At 56.4% G+C, this 19,091-nt stretch carries 15 protein-coding genes; 3 read left to right on the top strand and 12 right to left on the bottom strand.

Annotated features, from left to right (window positions below; genetic code table 11):
- Nucleotides 1–84 precede the first annotated feature (84 nt).
- Together IPM31_06040 and IPM31_06035 are read left to right on the top strand one after the other, a co-directional pair.
- Nucleotides 85–2,019, top strand: coding sequence for a BatA and WFA domain-containing protein (locus tag IPM31_06040; GenBank protein ID MBK9006537.1), 1,935 nt, complete (start codon nucleotides 85–87; stop codon nucleotides 2,017–2,019).
- Between the two features lie 163 nt (nucleotides 2,020–2,182).
- Complete coding sequence (locus tag IPM31_06035) at nucleotides 2,183–5,071, top strand: VWA domain-containing protein (protein ID MBK9006536.1); 2,889 nt, start codon at nucleotides 2,183–2,185, stop codon at nucleotides 5,069–5,071.
- A 64-nt stretch (nucleotides 5,072–5,135) separates the two neighbouring features.
- Here IPM31_06035 and IPM31_06030 read toward each other — a convergent pair whose 3' ends face one another.
- The 8 genes from IPM31_06030 to IPM31_05995 all read right to left on the bottom strand — a co-directional run bounded on the left by IPM31_06030 (nucleotide 5,136) and on the right by IPM31_05995 (nucleotide 11,333).
- The gene (locus tag IPM31_06030; protein ID MBK9006535.1) at nucleotides 5,136–6,107 is read right to left on the bottom strand and encodes a GDP-mannose 4,6-dehydratase; all 972 of its coding nucleotides are present in this window, start codon (nucleotides 6,105–6,107) and stop codon (nucleotides 5,136–5,138) included.
- Nucleotides 6,108–6,174: 67 nt separating this feature from the next.
- Nucleotides 6,175–7,497, bottom strand: coding sequence for a nucleotide sugar dehydrogenase (locus IPM31_06025; GenBank protein ID MBK9006534.1), 1,323 nt, complete (start codon nucleotides 7,495–7,497; stop codon nucleotides 6,175–6,177).
- Nucleotides 7,498–7,543: 46 nt separating this feature from the next.
- Nucleotides 7,544–8,182, bottom strand: coding sequence for a uracil-DNA glycosylase (locus tag IPM31_06020; GenBank protein MBK9006533.1), 639 nt, complete (start codon nucleotides 8,180–8,182; stop codon nucleotides 7,544–7,546).
- Between the two features lie 76 nt (nucleotides 8,183–8,258).
- On the bottom strand, nucleotides 8,259–8,741 hold the full coding sequence (gene rimI / locus IPM31_06015) for a ribosomal protein S18-alanine N-acetyltransferase (GenBank protein MBK9006532.1): 483 nt from the start codon (nucleotides 8,739–8,741) through the stop codon (nucleotides 8,259–8,261).
- A complete protein-coding gene (gene tsaB / locus IPM31_06010; GenBank protein MBK9006531.1) occupies nucleotides 8,738–9,403 on the bottom strand; it encodes a tRNA (adenosine(37)-N6)-threonylcarbamoyltransferase complex dimerization subunit type 1 TsaB in 666 nt (221 codons plus the stop codon). Before tsaB ends, rimI begins: the two co-directional genes overlap by 4 nt.
- A complete protein-coding gene (gene tsaE / locus IPM31_06005) occupies nucleotides 9,403–9,909 on the bottom strand; it encodes a tRNA (adenosine(37)-N6)-threonylcarbamoyltransferase complex ATPase subunit type 1 TsaE (GenBank protein MBK9006530.1) in 507 nt (168 codons plus the stop codon). The genes tsaB and tsaE overlap by 1 nt, the downstream gene beginning before the upstream one ends.
- A 76-nt stretch (nucleotides 9,910–9,985) precedes the next feature.
- Nucleotides 9,986–11,149, bottom strand: coding sequence for a glycosyltransferase (locus IPM31_06000; protein ID MBK9006529.1), 1,164 nt, complete (start codon nucleotides 11,147–11,149; stop codon nucleotides 9,986–9,988).
- On the bottom strand, nucleotides 11,121–11,333 hold the full coding sequence (locus IPM31_05995) for a DUF951 domain-containing protein (GenBank protein ID MBK9006528.1): 213 nt from the start codon (nucleotides 11,331–11,333) through the stop codon (nucleotides 11,121–11,123). The genes IPM31_06000 and IPM31_05995 overlap by 29 nt, the downstream gene beginning before the upstream one ends.
- A 117-nt stretch (nucleotides 11,334–11,450) precedes the next feature.
- Here IPM31_05995 and IPM31_05990 point away from each other — a divergent pair, with 117 nt between their 5' ends.
- A complete protein-coding gene (locus tag IPM31_05990; GenBank protein ID MBK9006527.1) occupies nucleotides 11,451–12,002 on the top strand; it encodes an adenine phosphoribosyltransferase in 552 nt (183 codons plus the stop codon).
- A gap of 101 nt (nucleotides 12,003–12,103) precedes the next feature.
- On the opposite strand, the gene IPM31_05985 is transcribed toward IPM31_05990, so the two are convergent.
- The 4 genes from IPM31_05985 to rpoC all read right to left on the bottom strand — a co-directional run bounded on the left by IPM31_05985 (nucleotide 12,104) and on the right by rpoC (nucleotide 18,986).
- Nucleotides 12,104–12,385, bottom strand: a complete 282-nt coding sequence (locus IPM31_05985; protein ID MBK9006526.1) for a GIY-YIG nuclease family protein — start codon at nucleotides 12,383–12,385, stop codon at nucleotides 12,104–12,106.
- 141 nt (nucleotides 12,386–12,526) lie between these two features.
- Entirely contained in the window at nucleotides 12,527–13,519 is a 993-nt protein-coding gene (locus IPM31_05980) for a prephenate dehydrogenase (protein ID MBK9006525.1), read from the bottom strand.
- Between the two features lie 270 nt (nucleotides 13,520–13,789).
- Nucleotides 13,790–14,701, bottom strand: a complete 912-nt coding sequence (locus IPM31_05975; GenBank protein ID MBK9006524.1) for a hypothetical protein — start codon at nucleotides 14,699–14,701, stop codon at nucleotides 13,790–13,792.
- A 25-nt stretch (nucleotides 14,702–14,726) separates the two neighbouring features.
- Nucleotides 14,727–18,986 carry a DNA-directed RNA polymerase subunit beta' gene (gene rpoC / locus IPM31_05970; GenBank protein MBK9006523.1) on the bottom strand — a complete coding sequence of 1,420 codons (4,260 nt, stop codon included), beginning with the start codon at nucleotides 18,984–18,986 and terminating at the stop codon, nucleotides 14,727–14,729.
- Nucleotides 18,987–19,091: the final 105 nt, after the last annotated feature.

The raw sequence follows: 19,091 nt of genomic DNA, 5'->3' as shown, positions 1-19,091 counted from the left end.
TCAAACACAAAGGACACGAAGAGCACAAAGGAATTTAAAAGGAATCCTTCGTGACCGTTGTGTCCTTCGTGGTTAAAAATTCTTATGCGCCTCCTCACCCCCCTCGCCCTCACCCTCGCCGCGCTCGCCATTCCCATTATTCTTCTTTACATGCTCAAACTGCGCCGCAAGCAGGCACAGGTCTCTTCCACTTTCCTCTGGCAACAACTTCTGCGCGAACAACAAGCCAACGCGCCGTGGCAAAAACTCAAACGCAACCTGCTCCTGCTCCTGCAACTGCTCATCCTCGCCGCGCTCGTCTTTGCCCTCGCGCGCCCCGCCCTGCAAGTCCCCGTCGTCGCCAGCGGATCGGTGATCGTCCTGCTGGATGCCTCCGCTTCAATGAACGCGACGGATGGGAACCCGACTCGATTCGACTCCGCGCGTGACTCGGTCCTCGACCTCATCAACGGACTCTCCCCCGCTTCTTCCCTGACGTTGATTCTGGTCGCCGAGAAGCCCCAGACCTTGATCGCCGCCGAAACTGACAAAACCCTCCTGAGGCAAGCGCTCAATAACGCGCAAGCGACTCAAGGAGTCGCCGATTGGGAATCCGCCTTCGCGCTTGCGGCAGGCGCGGGAGGCAACTCGACCATCGTGATCGTCTCAGACGGCGGCTTGCCCGAAAGCGGACTCCCCTCCTTGCCCGGAGAGATTCGCTTCATTCCCGTCGGCGAATCGCAAAACAATCTCGCCATCACCGCATTGGCATTACGCCCCGCGCAAAAATCCCCGCAGTTGTTCGCCGAAATCACCAATTTCGATTCATCCGACCGCAATGTTTTGCTCTCCATTTATTTCAACGATCAACTCATCGATGCGCGTCAACTCTCCTTGTCTGCAAATTCTCGCGAAAGCCTCACCCTCGACGATCTCTCCAACGACAGCGGCATCTATAAAGCGACCATCACAATCCCCAATTCTTCCAATTCTCTAAATTCTCTCAATCCCTCCAACTCTCAAAGTTCCCAAAACTTCCTCGATTCGCTTCCCCTCGACAACACCGCCTTCGCCGTTTTTCAAGCCTCCAATTCTCGCCGCGTCCTGCTCGTCTCAAAAGGGAATTTGTTCCTCGAGCAGTTGCTTGCTTCACTGCCCGGCATTCAACCCTTCCGCGCATTGCCCGCCGCAGACGGGACGGTTCAGATTCCCAACGACCCGTTCGATCTCTACATCTTCGACGGCATCGTTCCTCCCGAATTGCCGAACGCGAACCTGCTGTTCATCAATCCATCGTCCAATCCGTTCTTTGAAGTCGGCGGCGCGTATAACGAATTCAAGAATATGCAAGTGACGGAACATGCGCTCACCAATTTTGTGGACTGGAGCAACGTCCACATCCTGCAAGCGAAACTTGTCGAGACCCCCGCATGGGCTGAGACGTTGATCGCATCAGACGCGGGTCCGCTCGTGTTTGCGGGCGAGACGAAAGGTCAACGCATCGCCGCGCTCGCCTTCGACTTGAAAGAAAGCGACCTCCCGCTCCAGATCGCCTACCCGATTCTCTTTTCCAATTTGATCAACTACCTCGCGCCGCCTAGCGCCTTCGACGCGACTCAATCACTGACGCCCGGCGAAAGCCTGTCCATCCTGCCGCAATCGAATGTGGACCGCATCGTCGTCGCCTCGCCGTCGAATCAGGCGTATACCCTCCCGCTCGATCAACCGACCTTCACCCAAACCGACGAACTCGGCTACTACGCGGTCAACTTCATCTCCGGCGATTCCAATCGCGTCGAATATTTCGCCGTCAATCTTTTCGACGAAAACGAATCGAACATTCAGCCGCGAGAATCGATTCAAGTCGGGCGTTCGACCGTCACGCCCACCGTCGCGCAACAGATCGGTCAACGCGAGTTGTGGACCTGGCTCGCCGCGCTCGCGTTGCTCGTGTTGATGATCGAATGGCAGGTGTTTCATAGAAAACAAATACCGTCATTGCTTATCTTTAAGAGCACTTTGGACGCAGATAAACGCTGAGGACGCTGATTTTTTGATTTGGAGGAAGAATGAATAAAAGATTGAAACCAAACGCCGCTCCTTCGACAACATGCGGAAGGAATGGTGGCTCGCCCAACACAAATCCGAATCCCAAAAATAGGATCAGCGTTTTTCAGCGTTCATCAGCGTCCCAAAAGATTTTATGAGATTCACCTCCCCTCTCTTCCTCCTCCTTCTCCTCCTCGTGCCGCTCGCGGTGTGGATGGGCAAACCAGCCCGAGGTCCGGGGTGGACGCGCGAGATCGTCTCATTAATTCTGCGCGTGGTCATCATCCTGTGTCTGATATTTTCACTCGCGGGACTCGAAATCGTCCAACGCGGCGACGCGCTGGCTGTCGTGTTTTTGGTGGACGTGTCCGACTCGATGCCGCCGCAGGCGATCACTGCCGAAGTGGGATATGTGCAAGACGCGCTCGAGGCGATGTCGCCCGACGATCGATCTGCGGTTGTGTTGTTCGGCGCGGACGCGTTGGTCGAACGGCAAATGTCGGCCGCCAAGGAGTTGAGCGCGTTCACCTCCGCGCCGGTCACCAACCAGACGAATCTCGAAGAGGCGATTCAACTCGGCTTGGCGTTGTTCCCCTCGGGCTATGCCAAACGGATGGTGATCCTCTCCGACGGAGCGCAGACCAGCGGCGACGCGCTCGAAGCGGCGAAGTTCGCGGTTGCGTCCGATACGCAACTGGTCGTTGTGCCGATCGTCGCGCAACGCGGTGCGGAGGTATCGGTTCAAAACGTGGACGCGCCGACGCGCTTGCGGCCGGGCGAACAGTTCGATCTCACCGTTACTTTGCAAGCGAACGAACCGACTCGCGCCACCGTGCGCGTGTTGGGCGGAAGCGAAATTTTATATGAAGGCGCGTACGATCTTCGGCGCGGAACGCAATCGTTGAGCCTGCCGCTGGTCGCGGGCGAACCGGGTTTCGTCAATTATCAAGTGCAGATCGCCGCGACTCAAGACGGCTTCTATCAAAACAACCAACTCGACGCGTTCTCTCAAGTGGAAGGCCCGCCGCGCATTTTGCTGGTCGCGCCGCCCGCAGGCGAGACGTTGCCCGGCGGCGAGGCGAGACCCGATGAATTCTCCGCGTTATTGAGCGCGTTGGAATCGGCTGACTTTCAAGTGAACGTCGTCGCGCCGAATCGTTTGCCGTCGGACTTGCCGTCGCTGGCGCAATATGATTCGGTCGTGCTGGTGGACGTCCCAGCCCGCGCGCTCGGCAACAACCAAATGGAAAATTTGCAAAGTTATGTGCATGACCTCGGCGGCGGCTTGGTCGCTGTGGGCGGACCCACCTCCTACGGCGTGGGCGGATATTTCCAGACCCCGCTCGAAGAAACCTTGCCGGTGGACATGCAGATCAAAGACGAGAAACGCCGCCCCAATTTGGGGATCGTTTTTATCATTGACCACTCCGGCAGTATGGAGGAAACCAGCGGCGGCGTGACCAAACTCGAACTCGCCAAAGAAGCCGCGGCGCGTTCGATCGATTTCCTCTTCCCCACCGACCGCGTCGGCGTGATCGCGTTCGACGATTCCGCTTCGTGGGTTGTGCCGATGACCGAACTCAGCGACCCCGGTGCGGTTGTCAGCGCCATCGGTTCGATTCGCGGCGGCGGCGGAACGGACATCATGGCGGGTGTGCGAGCCATGTCGGAAGTTCTGCCAGACGATCCCGCCAAAGTGAAACACGTCATCCTGCTCACCGACGGCGGCGCAGACCCGACGGGCATCCCCGAACTTGTGCAAAAATTATTTGAAGAAAACAATATCACGCTTTCGACCGTCGGCGTGGGCAACGATGCCGCGCCGTTCCTCGAAGACCTCGCCGAGGCAGGCGGCGGTCGTTATCATTTCACCAACGACGCGAACAGCATCCCCAGCATCTTCACCGAGGAAGTGTCGCTCGCCACGCGCGCGTATCTTGTCGAAGAGCCGTTCTTCCCCGCGCTCGCCAACTCCTCGCCGATCCTTTCGGGCATCAATGAAATCCCGCGCCTGTATGGGTATGTGGCGTCGAGTCCGAAAGACCTCGCGCAGGTGATTCTCAAGTCCGACAAGGACGATCCGATTCTCGCGTCGTGGCAATATGGTTTGGGTCGCGCCGTCGCGTTCACCTCCGACGCCACCGGGCGCTGGGCGCGCGATTGGCTCGCGTCGGATAACTTCGCAAAGTTTTGGGTGCAGGTCGTTCGCTCCACCATCGGCAACCCAACCGACAACGCGCTCGCAACCGACATCGAACTCACCGATGGGCAGGCGCGCATCACCCTCGACGCGCAGACTCCAAGCGGCGAATTCATCAACGGCTACGCGGTGGACGCCAACATCGTGGCGCCGAACGGCGAAACCAACTCGCTGACGTTGAGGCAGGTCGCCCCCGGTCGGTACGAAGCGTTCTTCGATCCGAAAGAGGAAGGCGTCTACTTAATTCGGCTCGCGGGGATGTCGGCTAGTCAAACCGATTCCTTCGCCGAGACGACGGGCTGGGCGCTGTCGTACTCGCCCGAATACAAACGCCTCGATCCGGACCCCGACCTGCTTCTCCGTCTTGCGGCTTTATCGAACGGGGAGGTCGCCACATCGAACCCCGCGGATGTTTTTCTCCACAACCTCGACGCGACTCGCGCCTCGCGTCCGATCTGGCAATGGCTGATTCTGCTCGCCGTGTTGTTACTGCCCTTCGACATCGCCTCGCGCCGACTCATCATCACCAAACAGGATGTTTCAAACGAGCGAGCGTTGCTGATGAAGCGACTCGGTCTCGGTCAGCCGCGCATGTTGACGACTCCTCAACCATCGCCGCGCATGGAAGCCTTGCTCAAAGCCAAAGACCGCGTTGCCGAGTCTGCGAAACGCGCGGAGGCAACGCCTGTTGAATTGAAAGAAGCGCAACCTTCAGAGAAAACGATTCAATCGGTGGAACAAGTTAAAGAGATAGAAACAAAACATCCCCCGGCAGATGCCGCCGCATCCACAACCGCATCCCTGCTTGCCAGAAAAAACGCGCTCAAAAATAAACGAAAGTAAAGCTCAGTACGGCAAAGTTCACTTTGCCTTTGCGCGACAAAGTGAACTTTGTCGTACCGCGCAACTATGGCGTGAGGATTTCCTTCGCCCACTCGCGCTCAGCGTTGTACCACTCGACGAGTTTCGTCACGCCTGCGCGCATGTTGAACTGCGGTTCCCAACCGAGCAACTCGCCCGCCTTCGTCACATCGGCTTGATTCGTGAACATATCGGCAGGGTTGGGCGGACCGTATTGCACGACGGCTTTCTTGCCGATCACATCTTCCATGATTTGAATCAACTCATTGATCGTGACGACCTCATGCCCGCCGATGTTGATGATCTCGAAGCCAAGCGGCTTCAACGCAAGGATTGTGCCGCGCGCGATGTCGTCAATGTATGTGAAGCCGCGCGATTGTGTCCCGTCGCCGTTCACGCGCACGGGCTTGCCTTCGCTGATCCACTGCGCGAACCGCAGATGCGCGAGGTCGGGTCTGCCCGCGGGACCGTAGACGGTGAAAAAGCGCAGAATGCTGACATCTATCCCGTAGAGATGATGATACGCGTGGCACATCGCCTCGGCTCCCTTTTTACTCGCCGCGTACGGCTGGAGCGGTTCACTGCTGTCAGCCGATTCGGGAGTCGGGTACGGCGGGTCTTCGCCATAAATGCTCGATGTGGACGCGACGACGAATTTTTTGATCCCGTTCTGTTTGCATAACTCAAGCATGTTCAACGTGCCGATCATGTTCGTCTCGACGAACACCCAGGGGTTATCCACGCTTGCTCGCACACCAGCGCGCGCCGCGAGGTTGATGACCGCGTCGAACGTCTCGCCTTTGAATTTCTCGATAATGGACTTATCCGCCACATCCCATTTGTGGAAGGTGAATCCCTTCAGCGCCTGCAACTTCTTCAGGCGATACTCCTTGATGCGCGGATCGTACGCATCGTTCATGTTGTCCACGCCGACGACCGTGTGACCATCGTGGAGCAATAATTCCGCCGTGCGCGCGGCGATGAAGCCTGCTATGCCAGTAATCAAATATTGAGCCATGTTTACCTTTGTGCCATACGAAGTACGCAATACGCAGTACGCAATACTCCGTACTTCGTACTGCGTATTAGAGTCTTACGATCTTGTTGCTTCCTTTTGATATTTTGCTCGTCGCATTGCGGCTATCAAAAACAAACTTCGCCGCGTGGACAATCGCATCGTAATCATACGCCTTGTGATTCGTGATGATGACCACCGCATCCGCATCGTTCACCGAGGACATCACGTCCTTCACGCTGTCCATGTGCCAGCCATCGGTCTCGTGGTGGATGTGAGGAATGTACGGGTCGTGATATTCCACGTTCGCGCCTTTGTTTTGCAGTAAGCCGATCACGTCCAACGCGGGCGATTCGCGGACGTCGCTCACGTCGGGTTTGTACGCCACGCCGAGGACGAGAATCTTCGATCCCTTCAACGCTTTGCTTTTGTCGTTCAACGCGTCCATGATTCGTTCGACAACGTAACGCGGCATGTTGGTGTTGATCTCGGACGCCAACTCGATGAAACGCGCGTTGTAATTGAATGATTTCATCTTCCACGAAAGATACAGCGGATCAATCGGGATGCAGTGCCCGCCCAAGCCGGGACCTGGTGTGAACTTCATAAAGCCGAACGGTTTCGTCGCCGCCGCGTCGATCACCTCCCACACATCCACGCCGAGACGTTCGCACATCATCGCCAGTTCATTGACCAATCCGATGTTGATCATGCGAAAGGTGTTTTCCAACAATTTCGCCATCTCCGCCGCTTCAGCAGACGAGACGCGATGCACAACGTCAATCGCGCCTTCATACCAAGCCGTCGCCACTTCGCCGCACGCTTCGGTGATTCCGCCCATCACTTTGGGAGTATTTTTTGTTGTGAAATCTTGCCGACCGGGGTCAACGCGTTCAGGCGAGAACGCAAGGAAGAAATCTTCGCCCACTTTGAGTCCGTTTTCACCGCCAAGTTTTGGCAGGAGCAACTCGCGCGTCGTGCCGGGATAGGTTGTGGACTGCAACACAACCACCATGCCCTTGTGCATGTACTTCGACAACTCGTCCGCGGCGGAGATGATGAACGACATATCCGGGTCGCCCGTCTGACGGAGCGGGGTTGGCACGCAGATGCTGACCGCGTCCATTTCTTTCAACGCCGAAAAATCCGTCGTCGCAGTGAAATGACCGGACTTCACCAACGCCGCAACCGACTCGCTCTTCACGTCGGGGATGTAGGAAATGCCGCCCTTGAGCGAATCAACTTTCCCTGCGTCAGGATCGATGCCCGTCACCTTGAATCCCGCCTCGGCAAAAACAACCGCAAGCGGAAGTCCCACATAGCCGAGTCCAAGAATCGCAACGCGGGCATTCTTATTTTTTAGTTTTGTAATCAGATCATCTTTCAACATTATTTCCTCAAACTCCCCTCTCCCGCCGGGAGAGGGGCTGGGGGTGAGGTCAAAACATACTCATCTGCTTCGGCTCATCCTCTTGCGGCTCTTCCATCTTTTTCACAGGCGCGGACTTTCCCAAACCCTTGCGAGCCTGTTCCAGCAACTCAGGCAGTTTTGCAAAATCAGCTAGAATCGCGGGCTTGAGCGCGGCTTGATGCAGCGCCGCGGCGGGATGGAACATCGCGATCACATATCGGTCGCCGACTTTCTTCATCTGCCCATGCACCGCACTGATCTTCGCGCCGGAAAAAAATTTATTCATCGAAAAGCGACCGAGTGTGACGATGATGCTGGGATCGATCGCTTGAGTTTGACGTTCGAGATACTCGTTGCACGCGGCGAGTTCATCGGGTTGCGGATCGCGGTTTTCGGGCGGGCGGCATTTTACCACGTTGCCGATCCACACATCTGCGCGCGTCACCCCCGCCTGCGCGAGGAGCTGGTCGAGAAACTTCCCCGCCGCGCCCACGAACGGACGTCCCTGCTCGTTTTCGTGAAAGCCCGGTCCCTCGCCGATGAACATGATCTCGGCGGCGGCAGGTCCCTCGCCGGGCACAGACTTCTTGCGCGAATGATGTAACGCGCAGTTCGTACACACGGTCACTTCTTTGGCAATTTGAGCAAGGGTTTCTTCAGCGGTCATAAGTTCTCCGGGTTCAAGGTCTCAGGTCAAAGGTCGAAGGTCAATCGTTAGACCTTTGACTTTCGACTTTCAACTTTCAACCTGCTTTGTCTACCTGTTTACCTGTTTCCGCGTTTACGTGCAAGTTATTCAACGTCATCAAGATCGCATCCTCGCTATTATCGCGATAATAACGCGGACGGCGTCCCGACTCTTCAAAACCAAACTTGCGATACATCTCCTGTGCGGCGGCGTTGCTCTCGCGCACCTCCAACACCGATATCCGCGCGCCTTCGCTTCTCATATACTCCAATGCATGGATCAGTAACTTGCCCGCGATGCCCTGACGACGAAAATCGGGATGGGTGGCAATCGTCGCGATGTGCGCTTCGTCCACCAACAGCCACGCAACGATCGCGCCGACAACTTTTCCATCCAATTCGGCGACCCACGCGCGCGAAGCGGGATTATCCGCGATCTCAAAACGAAACGACCGTTCGGGCCACGGCAAACTGAACGAGACTTTATCGATCGCAACAACTTGCGCGAGATCGTCGAGGGTCATGCGGCGGATGTTCATGATTCAATCGGCGCGGCGGTGTGCAGATAGATCGGCGCGAGCGATGCCGCATCGTCCACATCGCCGTGTTGAAAACGCGCCCACGCGAGTTTCGCCAGCATCGCGGGCTTGCGCTGTGCATCTTCGGGCGAAGTCAACTGCGCGTTTTGATTCGATTCGATTTCTTGACGAACTTCGTCCGTGAACTCTCCGCACACTAGCGATGGACTCGCCACTTCATCCTTCAACGCCTCCGCCGACACGACTCGCGCCGGACCCTCAGCCTGCCACACACCCTCGACATTTTTATACCACCCCAGCGCATACCGCCCGCGCCCGGCTCCTATCGCCACCGCCAGCGGAAGATTCGACTCGGCTTGCGCGCGCGCGAGGATGTCGAGAGTCGGAATCCCAATGAGGGGAATATTCCGCGCAAAGACAATCCCTTTTGCCAAGGCGAGACCAACCCGCAGACTTGTAAAAGAACCGGGACCGATGGCAACGCCAAGCGCGGTAATATCTTTCATTGTTAAGTTACAACTCGCCAACAGATCTTGAATCGCCGGCGCGAGTTCAATCGTGTGATGTTGACTGCTCCGCCACGCGCGTTCACCGGGGACTTGTTCGCCGTCGTAGACCGCCAGCCCCATCCATTCATTGGATGTGTCCACAGCCAGCAACATCACTTGCCTCCGCGGATCAGATCGAGCAGGGTTTCGTATCGCTTGCCGCGCGCGATGAATTTCATTTCGCGTTCTTCTTCGCCTGATTGCGTGAACTCCACCCACAAGCGTTCGTCCGGAATGAGGCTTTGCATCCGCTCGGGCCACTCGACGATCAACGCGCCTTCCGCGAGCATCGAGTCGAGGTCGAGCTCCTCAGCCTCCCCCGTCGAGTCGAGGCGGTAGGCATCCATGTGAAAAAATAGGGGCTGGGTGATCCCGCCCACACCTTGATCCGCGCGGCGATACATGTTGACCAGAATAAACGTGGGACTGGAAACCGAATCGAGCGAACCCCATCCCTGCGCGATGCCTTGCACGAAAGTCGTTTTGCCCGCGCCGAGTTCGCCTTGCAAGCAGAGCATGTCGCCGGTTTGCAACGACTTACCCAAACGCACGCCAAGTTCGCGTGTTTGTTCCGGGCTATGGCTTTTCACTTCAAGTGTGTGTGAATCAATTGCGAACATCGGTGAGATTATACCGTGTGGAAAGTAGACAAGTAAACACGGAAACAGGTAGACACGTGTTTACTTGTCTACCTGTCTACTTCTGTACTTGCTTGATTTTCATCCCCAACATCTTGCCAATCGTTCTCGCAATCACGCGCGCCGCTTCAGGTCTTCCGGCGCGGCGGCAGTTTTCGATCACCTTCTGCTTTTCTGCGGGACGTGAGACCCAACGTGTGAGCGCACGGACGACATCTTGCGGTTTCGGCGCCCACACGCCCGCGCCTTCCTCCTCCACAAAAGTGACATTGCCATCCTCCTGCCCGGGGAGTTTGGAATATAGGATGATCGGCAATTCCGCATTGAGCGCTTCGGCGATCGTGCCGGGTCCTGCTTTCGTCACGATGAAATCGGAGGCGCGCATGAAATCGGGCATGTCGCGTGTGAAGCCGTAGATGAATGTTGGGTTCTCCCACCTCTCTGCTTCGAGAGTCGCTTTCAGGCGTTGATTCCGCCCACACACGATGACCAGCCCCACGTCCAGACCGGAAGCGTCTATCGCGCGCGCGGTCTTCGCCAGAGGTCCCATCCCCTCGCCACCGCCGACGAGTAGCACGATGGGCTTGTCGAGAGTCCAGCCGAGTTTTTTTCGCAGTGTGCTTTTACGTCCGAGCGGTTTGCAATATTTATCCGCGACGGGCAGACCCACCACGCGAACTTTTTCGGGCGGCATGTTGAAGCGGATCGCGTTTTCGTATGCCTGCTTTGTGGGGACGAGGATCAGGTCGGCGCGTTTGTCGTACCAGAGCGCGTGCGTGGTGACCATGTCGGTGACAACGTTGATGAAGGGCGGGCGGTCTTTGCCGAGCGCGCGCAAGGCGAATGTGTTTGCAAACGGATGCACGGTGACAATGAGATCGGCGGGATGTTGACGCACGAGCGCCTTTGCCCCACGGCTGGCAATGGGCCATGTGGTGGCGGTGATCACACGCGCTTGAGCGCGTCCGTCGGTGGCGTAAAAACTTGCCTGCCATAAACGCGGGGCTTTGACCATGTATGGATACATCTCGCCGACGCGGTTGAACGGAGGCGGGGCGTAATCTTTGAAAAAGTCCACCATCTCAGTGGTCACGTTGTTTTTGTATTCAAGGTGAACGGCTTCGATGATGGCTTCCGCCGCGGAGCGATGCCCGCCGCCAGTATCGGAAAAATAAAAGACGATATGCGGTTTTCTAGGATTCGGTTTTTTCGATGTCATCATGCTTTGTCAGGTTCGCTTTCATTCTCTTTGCCAGTTCGCGCCGGGTGAGCAGAACGCGCCGACCACAGCCTTTGCACTCCAAGCCAATATCCGCGCCGAGACGCGTGACTATCCATTCGTAGGAGCCGCAGGGATGTTGCTTGCGGAGTTGGAGGTGGTCGTTGAGGCGGAGGTTGGGGAGCATGGAGGGGTAATTGAGAGAGGGGAGAATTAGAGGATTAAAGAATTGAGATTGGAGATTGGGGAACATTATAAATGAATCGTGATAAACTTCGGCTGAGATTTGACTGCGGAGAATCGGATGACAAAACACGAAACCTACGCTGTAGATATTGCGGGATTAAAACGCGAACTACCCCTGTTCGAGATCAAGCCGGGGTTGAAGATCGCGATCCTCAACATCCTTGGGGATACTGAGTTGGTTCAGGCTTCCGCGAGGGAACTGGCGAAGAAGTTAGCCGATAAACAATACGATGCGCTGGTCACTGCGGAGGCGAAGTCCATTCCGCTAGCGTATGCGCTTTCGGTGGAAACAAAAAAGCCTTACGTGGTGTTACGCAAGGCGTATAAACTCTACATGGGCGACGCGCTCAAAGCCGAGACGCTATCCATCACCACCGGTCAACCGCAGACGTTGATCCTGGACGAGAAAGACCGCGAGTTGGTGAAGGGCAAGAAGGTCATTATTGTGGACGATGTGATCAGCACGGGGTCAACGCTTCAGGGGATGCGGATGATCCTCGACAAGGCTGGCTCTACCGTTGTGGCAGAGACGGCGATCCTCACCGAAGGCGACCGCGCCGAATGGATGCACATCATTTCACTGGGGCATTTGCCGTTGTTTACGGAGTAACGTACACAAGTATACAGGTAGACAAGTAAACAAGGCTGGAAGTCGCAAAGACTTCCAGCCTTGTCTTATTTCTATGTATCCGTGTTTACTTGTTTACGTATCTACGTGTTTCCTTGTTTACGCCGTCTTCCCTTTTTACCACCCACAATTAACCGCATCTTCCCCTCCCTCTTCATCTTCTTGATCGCGCGTTCGCGTTTCATGGCGGAGGTTCGATCCGCTTGTTCCTCCACGTACACCAACTTCACAGGGAGGCGCATCCGCGTATATTTCGCGCCGCGTCCTTTGTTGTGGACCGCGACGCGCTTTTCGGGGTCAATTGCCCAGCCTGTGTAATACGTCCCATCAGCGCATTCGACGATATAACAAAAACAGACGCTCACCTAACTACCCCGACACTTTCCTTTTTTGGACGCTGACCGCGAAGCGCGCTGAAAACGCTGATAAAAACTTTTTTCGCCCGTTGTTTGAACAATCAGCGTTTTTCTGCGTCCCATTTTTAAAACTGTCAGGTAGGTAGACGCTCACTTTTTATTTTTATTGCGCCCGAACAAATTGCCCATAAACAACTGGTTCATACGCGCGCCCAGCGTGACCGAATCCATGTCGGATTGTTGCGCGCCCTGCCAGTCTGCGCGCGCGCGTTCCTGGATCCAACGGTCTCGCGCCTTGACGGCGTTTTCAAGATAGGATGAAACCTCCGCTTCATTCCCATTCTGGATCTGGTCGCGCAACTTCTGCAAAGACGCCATGTACGCGTCTAACATGCGGACTGTGTTCTCGCGGTTTGACAGCGCGGCATCTCGCAGTGACTTCACTTCGTCGTGATACGCGATCCCCGAAGTGACCGACGCATACGGGCGCGCGGCTACCTTGCGCGCTTCGGTCCAGCCGGGTTGGCTCACTGTGGCATCGAGGAGCGCCGCCGCCGCCAATTGCGGCAACACGTGTGTGGATGCCAGCAACCCATCCGCCTCGACTGAATCGGTGAACATCACTTGCGCGCCTAACAGGCGGACGAGATTGCTCGCCAGGTCTAGCGCTTCGCTGGGCGTGCCGGCCGGCGCGTTGACAAGAAACAACCCATCTTTGAAGAGGTCGGCGCGGGCAGAGTCCACACCGAGTTCGATGCCGTGCAGGTAATTTGACCCCGCGGCGGGTGAAAGCCCCACGTAATAGCGTCCTTGTGGAATCAACTGTCCCACCCACGAGGCAACCTCTCCCTTGGCGGGAGCCGTATCGAGAATCACCGTCCCCTCTTGAACGTCTTGAGCGATATATCCAAGCGTGTCGCGTATTTCGCTCAGCGGCATGCTGAGCACAACGATATTCGCATTGCTGACTGAAGAGGGCAAGTTGACCTTGATTTCGTCCACCGCGCCAGCCTTTTGTGAAAGGCGCGCAATCTCGTAATCTTTATCATGCCCGACTCGTTTGATATTTTTTTGGTTGGCGAGAGCCAGCCCGATGGAACTCCCCACCTGCCCCAAACCGAGAATGGTGATTTGAACTGTCATCTTGACCTCTTGGATTGAATTCGATGGAATATTATAACGGCAGTTCCCATAGCCTGCCCGTTAAAGTGCGAGAACCGCGGACGCCGACCGCGGTTCCCTACGAAAGGAGGAGAAGAGAAATCACCTTACGGGGTCTAATTTATCATAGTCGACTCAATCGTGCTTGACGCCAAACCTACGATTACCCTACGATTACCCAACGCCAAAAAAGGGTTTGTGACGGAGGGTGCGGTCTTTTCCGTTGGCTTTTTGAGATGTTGAATCCCGCTTTTACATGTCGCGCGTTTGCTCTGCAATCGAGGAGCTCTCGAAAAGCCAGAGCAGGAATCCCTTGGAGAGAAATTTCCTCTGCAAGTTGATTTTGTACCCCTGCCCGGCAAGCGACTCCGCCGCGGCAATGAACCATTGTCTCGCCCCATACGTTTTCATCGCGGAGGTCTCCATTGCCGAGCGCTTCCATGCCTCGAAGAAATCATAGATCGGCTCGCCGGGCGCAACTCGATGGATCAAGTTTTTCGGCAGGATGGTTTGAAATTCATCCACCACGAAGCCCAAGTGAAAATTTGTGCTGAACACGAGCGCCTCGAATCTCCAGCCTCCCAATCCCCAGTCTTTGCTCCCCAATGCTCCAATTCTCCGTTTCTCTGTATTTTCCACGCGCCGCGCCACGTTCGCGCACCAAACACTCCCAAACGGATTCGACGTTCCCTCGATCATCAACCCGCCAGGCAAAACATAGCGCCCGAGTCGTTCATAAGCGGGAGCGACATCTTTTTCTTCATACTGTCGCAACACATTAAAGGCGCGGATCAAGCGAACATGCTCCCCCTCTTGCAACGGCAGGTTGAATCCGCCCAAACGAAAAAATGTCTTTTCGTCTGAGAAGGGCAATGCGGCTTCCACGCGTTTTTTGTCGATTTCCACGCCAAGGATTTTCAAGTTCGGGTTCGCGCGCCGGAAGCGCGACGCAGATTCGAGCGTGGTGCGCGCATCGAAGCCGTAGCCAAGGTCGACGAAGATCGAGTTGGCGAACCAGCCATCCGTCCGCGAAAGAAGCGAGGGTTCGTAGAGCAGGATGAAGTTATCCGCGCGGCGGAGTCGGTTGGCGGCAGTCTTCCCGCGCGTGGGAAGTCCCTCCGGTTTTTTTGAGGCGCGTTGATAGGGCATAAAAAATTGGGACACGGCGGTTGCCGTGTCCCAGGGTTGGTTAGTCAGCCGCGGAGGCGTCTGGTGAAATTTCCGCCGCCTGCGTCGCGCCGCCTTCATCAAAGGCGGGGTCTTCGCTCTTCACCGGCTCTTTGATAAAACCGGTGCCGGCGGGGATCAATTTACCGATGATCACATTCTCTTTCAAGCCGCGCAACGGGTCGCTGGTGGAGCCGATCGCCGCGCCCGCCAACACTTTGATGGTGTGCTGGAACGAGGAGGCTGAGAGGAACGAATCAGTGCTGAGCGACGCTTTTGTAACGCCGAGCAACACTTCGGAGAACTTCGCGGGCTGTTTGCCATCGGCGAGCAATTGCTCGTTGATCTTGCGGAGTTCGAGTCGTTCTACCGGGTCGCCGGGCAGAAACTTGGAATCGCCGGGGCGGGTGATCTGCACTTTGCTCAGCATCTTGCGGATAATGACCTCGAAATGTTTGTCATGGATGTTCTGCCCTTGAGAGCGGTACACCTTTTGCACTTCGGTCATCAAATACATTTGGCAGGCTTCGCGCCCTTGAATTTTCAACACGCGGTGCGGGTTGAGCGAGCCTTCGGTGAGCGGTGTGCCGGCTTCGATCTTTTCGCCGTCTTTCACGAGCAGGCGGGAGGTGGTCGGCACTTCGTTTACAGATTCTTCGCGGCGATCATACGAGACGACCACTTTGCGCTCCTTCTTTTCGACGCGCACGCGTCCGCCGTGCTGGGCGACGATCTTCGCATCGTCCAACGTTGCGAGTGTTTCGCCCGCCTTGACCTCCGCCTCATCTTTGACGACGAACTTCCACTCCTCGGGGATACCGTATTCGTCGCTGACGAGTTCGCTCTGTTCGATGATCACCTCGCGCAGGTCAGCGTATTTTTCCGATTGCCTGACGCGCACCGTGCCGCTGATCTCCGCCACCACGGCTTCGCCCTTCGGCTGTTTGCGCGCTTCGAAGAGTTCTTCCACGCGCGGCAGACCGGTGGTGATGTCTGCTCCGCCAGCGGCGACACCGCCGGTGTGGAAGGTTCTCAGTGTGAGCTGTGTGCCCGGCTCGCCGATGGATTGCGCGGCGACGATGCCCACAGCGGAACCAAGCCCCACCATCACACCGCGGCCGAGATCAAGCCCGTAACAGCTGGCGCAGATGCCGTGTTGCAGTTCGCAGCTCAGCGGCGAGCGGACTTTGATCTCCTCAATTCCGGAAGCGGCGATCTTGCGCGCCATATCCTGGGTGATCACATCGTTATATTCTCCGAGCACTTCGCCGGTCTTCGGGTCGATGACTCGTTCGGCGAGCAAACGGCTAAACAAGCGACTGCTGAGCGCTTGACCTGCCACATCGTCGCGGCGGCGGATCATCACGCCGTCATGCGTGCCGCAGTCGGGTTCGTTGATGATGATGTCTTGCGCAATATCCACGAGGCGGCGGGTGAGGTACCCGGCGTCGGCGGTGCGCAGAGCGGTATCTGCCAGACCTTTGCGCGCGCCGTGGGTCGAGATAAAGTATTCCTGCGCGGTGAGTCCTTCACGGAAGTTGGACCGGATCGGCATCGGAATGATGCGCCCGGACGGATCTGCCATCAAACCACGCATGCCTGCCAACTGGCTGATGGTGGAGAACCCGCCTTTTGTCGCGCCGGAGGATGCCATGGTCGAGAGATTGCCGTCCGGATCCATCGATTTCTTGACCGCATCAGCGACCTTGTCGGTTGTGCCCTGCCAGATTTCGATCTCGCGCTCGTTCTTTTCCTGTTCGGTGAGCAAGCCGCGACGGAAATCGCGCTGCACCAGTTCGACGGCTTTGAGAGCCTCATCGATGATGCCTTTGCGTTCCGGCGGGATGGAAATGTCGGCAACCGCAAGCGTGGTGCCGGATTTCATTGCGTATTCAAAGCCGAGCGATTTGATCTTGTCGGCGACATCGGTGGTTTGTTCCTGCCCGCAAACTTCGTAGACTTCGGCGATCAAATCTTTCACGCCGCCTTTATCTAATTTTTCGTTCACGTACTGCACTTCCGGAGGAAGGATGCGGTTGAAGATGACGCGGCCCACCGTTGTGTCGATGATGCGCGTTACCGGTTCTTCAAGACGATCGCCTTTGTCGTTGTACCATGTGGTAGCAAGCAGTTTGACCTCAGAGTGGACTTCCACCTGGTCAAGCGCGTATGCCATCTCCACTTCGTCAAAACTGGAGAAGGCGCGTCCGTCGCCTTTGTGCGCGGCTTTCTGCGGCATGGTCAAATAGTACACGCCCAGCACCATATCTTTGGAAGGCGAGATGATCGGTTCGCCGTCGGCGGGCTTCAATAAATTTTTGGAGGCGAGCATCAACTCGCGCGCTTCCTTCACCGCTTTTTGCGAAAGCGGAACATGCACAGCCATTTGGTCGCCGTCGAAGTCCGCGTTGAAGGCGGTGGTGACGAGCGGATGCAGTTGGATCGCCGAGCCTTCGATCAGGATCGGTTCGAATGCCTGAATGCCCAGCCGGTGCAACGTCGGCGCGCGGTTCAACAAGACGGGGCGATCGCCGATGACGCCTTCGAGCGCTTCCCATACCTCGGGGCGGTTGCGTTCAATTAAACGACGCGCTCCCTTCACGTTCGCCGCATAGTTGCTCTGCACCAGCCGCGCGATGACGAACGGACGATAGAGTTCAAGAGCCATGCTCTTGGGAAGGCCGCATTGATAAAGTTTGAGTTGCGGACCCACCACGATCACGGAGCGACCGGAATAGTCCACGCGCTTGCCGAGCAGGTTGCGGCGGAAACGTCCCTTCTTGCCTTTGAGCATGTCGCTCAGAGATTTGAGTTCGCGTCGTCCGCGGCGGGAGAGGGCTTTGCCGCGCTGTGAATTGTCAATGAGGCTGTCTACCGCTTCCTGCAACATGCGCTTCTCGTTGCGGATGATGACATCCGGCGCGCCGAGTTCGAGCAGGCGCTTCAAGCGGTTGTTGCGGTTGATGACGCGGCGATAGAGGTCGTTCAAGTCGGAGGTGGCGAATCGCCCGCCGTCGAGTTGCACCATCGGGCGTAGGTCGGGAGGAATGACCGGCAGGATGGTGAGGATCATCCATTCGGGGCGGTTGCCGGAGCGTTTGAACGCTTCAACGACTTTCAAGCGAGTCGTCGCCTTCTTGCGTTTCTGCTTGCTCTTGGTGGTCTTCACCTCGTGCCAGAGTTCTTCGGCGAGTTTGTCGAGGTCGAGGCGTTCGAGCACGTCGTAGAATGCCTCGGCGCCCATGTCTGCGCGGAAAACTTGTCCCCAGCGTTGCTTGAGTTCGCGGTAGCGAATTTCGCTCAGGAAAGTGAACGGACGCAGTTCAAGCAATTCGTCGCGCTGGCGGGAGGATTGATTCGAGGAAACCGAAGTCTGCTCTTCAAGTTGCGAGCGCAGGGCTTCCATTTTCAAGTCGGCATCGGCTTTAACGCGACCCGCGTCCATTTTGAGATTTTCCATTTCATGGGCGCGCTTGTCTTTCAATTCGTTTTCCAACGATTCGAGTTTCTTCTGGACGATCTTTTGCACCTGCGTAATGTGCTTCGCCGCGACTTTATCGCCGGCATCCAGGATCTTCTCGTCGGTTAACTCAAAGACAATGGTCTTCTTGGCGTGCTCGCCCATCTGTCCTTGCAGGAGTTTTTCGAGTTTTTGCCCTTCCTTGATGACCGGGTCGAGTTTCTCGGCGATAACTTCGTCATATCCCTGTTCAAGGTTGGCGATCTTTTGGTTAATATCCGCTACGGTATGATCTCGCTTGGTTTTGACCTCAGCGATTTTGGTATTGACGCCTGCCGCCTGTTCGCGCTCGGTGTCCGAGATTTCATCTTCAATTCGTTTCAGGGCTTTTGTGCGGGCTTCTTCATCTACGTACGTAACGATATACTGAGCGAAGTACAGCACACGATCGAGGTTGCGGCGTGAAATATCCAACAGCATGCCCAAATAAGAGGGGATGCGGCGCGTATACCAAATATGCGCCACAGGTGTGGCAAGATTGATATGCCCCATGCGCTCGCGGCGGACGGCGGCGCGCGTCACTTCGACGCCGCATTTGTCGCAGACGATTCCTTTGTAACGGGGGTTCTTGTATTTGCCGCAGTAGCATTGCCAATCGCGCTGGGGTCCGAAAATGGCTTCACAGAACAAGCCATCTTTTTCGGGGCGCAGGCGGCGGTAGTTGATGGTCTCAGGCTTCAGCACCTCACCGTACGACCACGAAAGGATCGTTTGGGGCGAGGCAAGGCTGATACGAAGTGCGGTCAGTCCCTTGGTTTCCACGTGTTTTCTCCTGAAAAAAAGTTTACGGAGTATGGCTGTCTCTATACAGCGTATAGTCGGCTGGTATCAGAGACAAACAAAGGCAAGCGCTTCCAGAGTATTTTC

This window comes from Candidatus Defluviilinea gracilis, from assembly GCA_016716235.1.
GTDB lineage: Bacteria > Chloroflexota > Anaerolineae > Anaerolineales > Villigracilaceae > Defluviilinea > Defluviilinea gracilis.
Note: the sequence above shows the minus strand (reverse complement) of the source record. Positions and strands in the feature narration are given on the sequence as shown.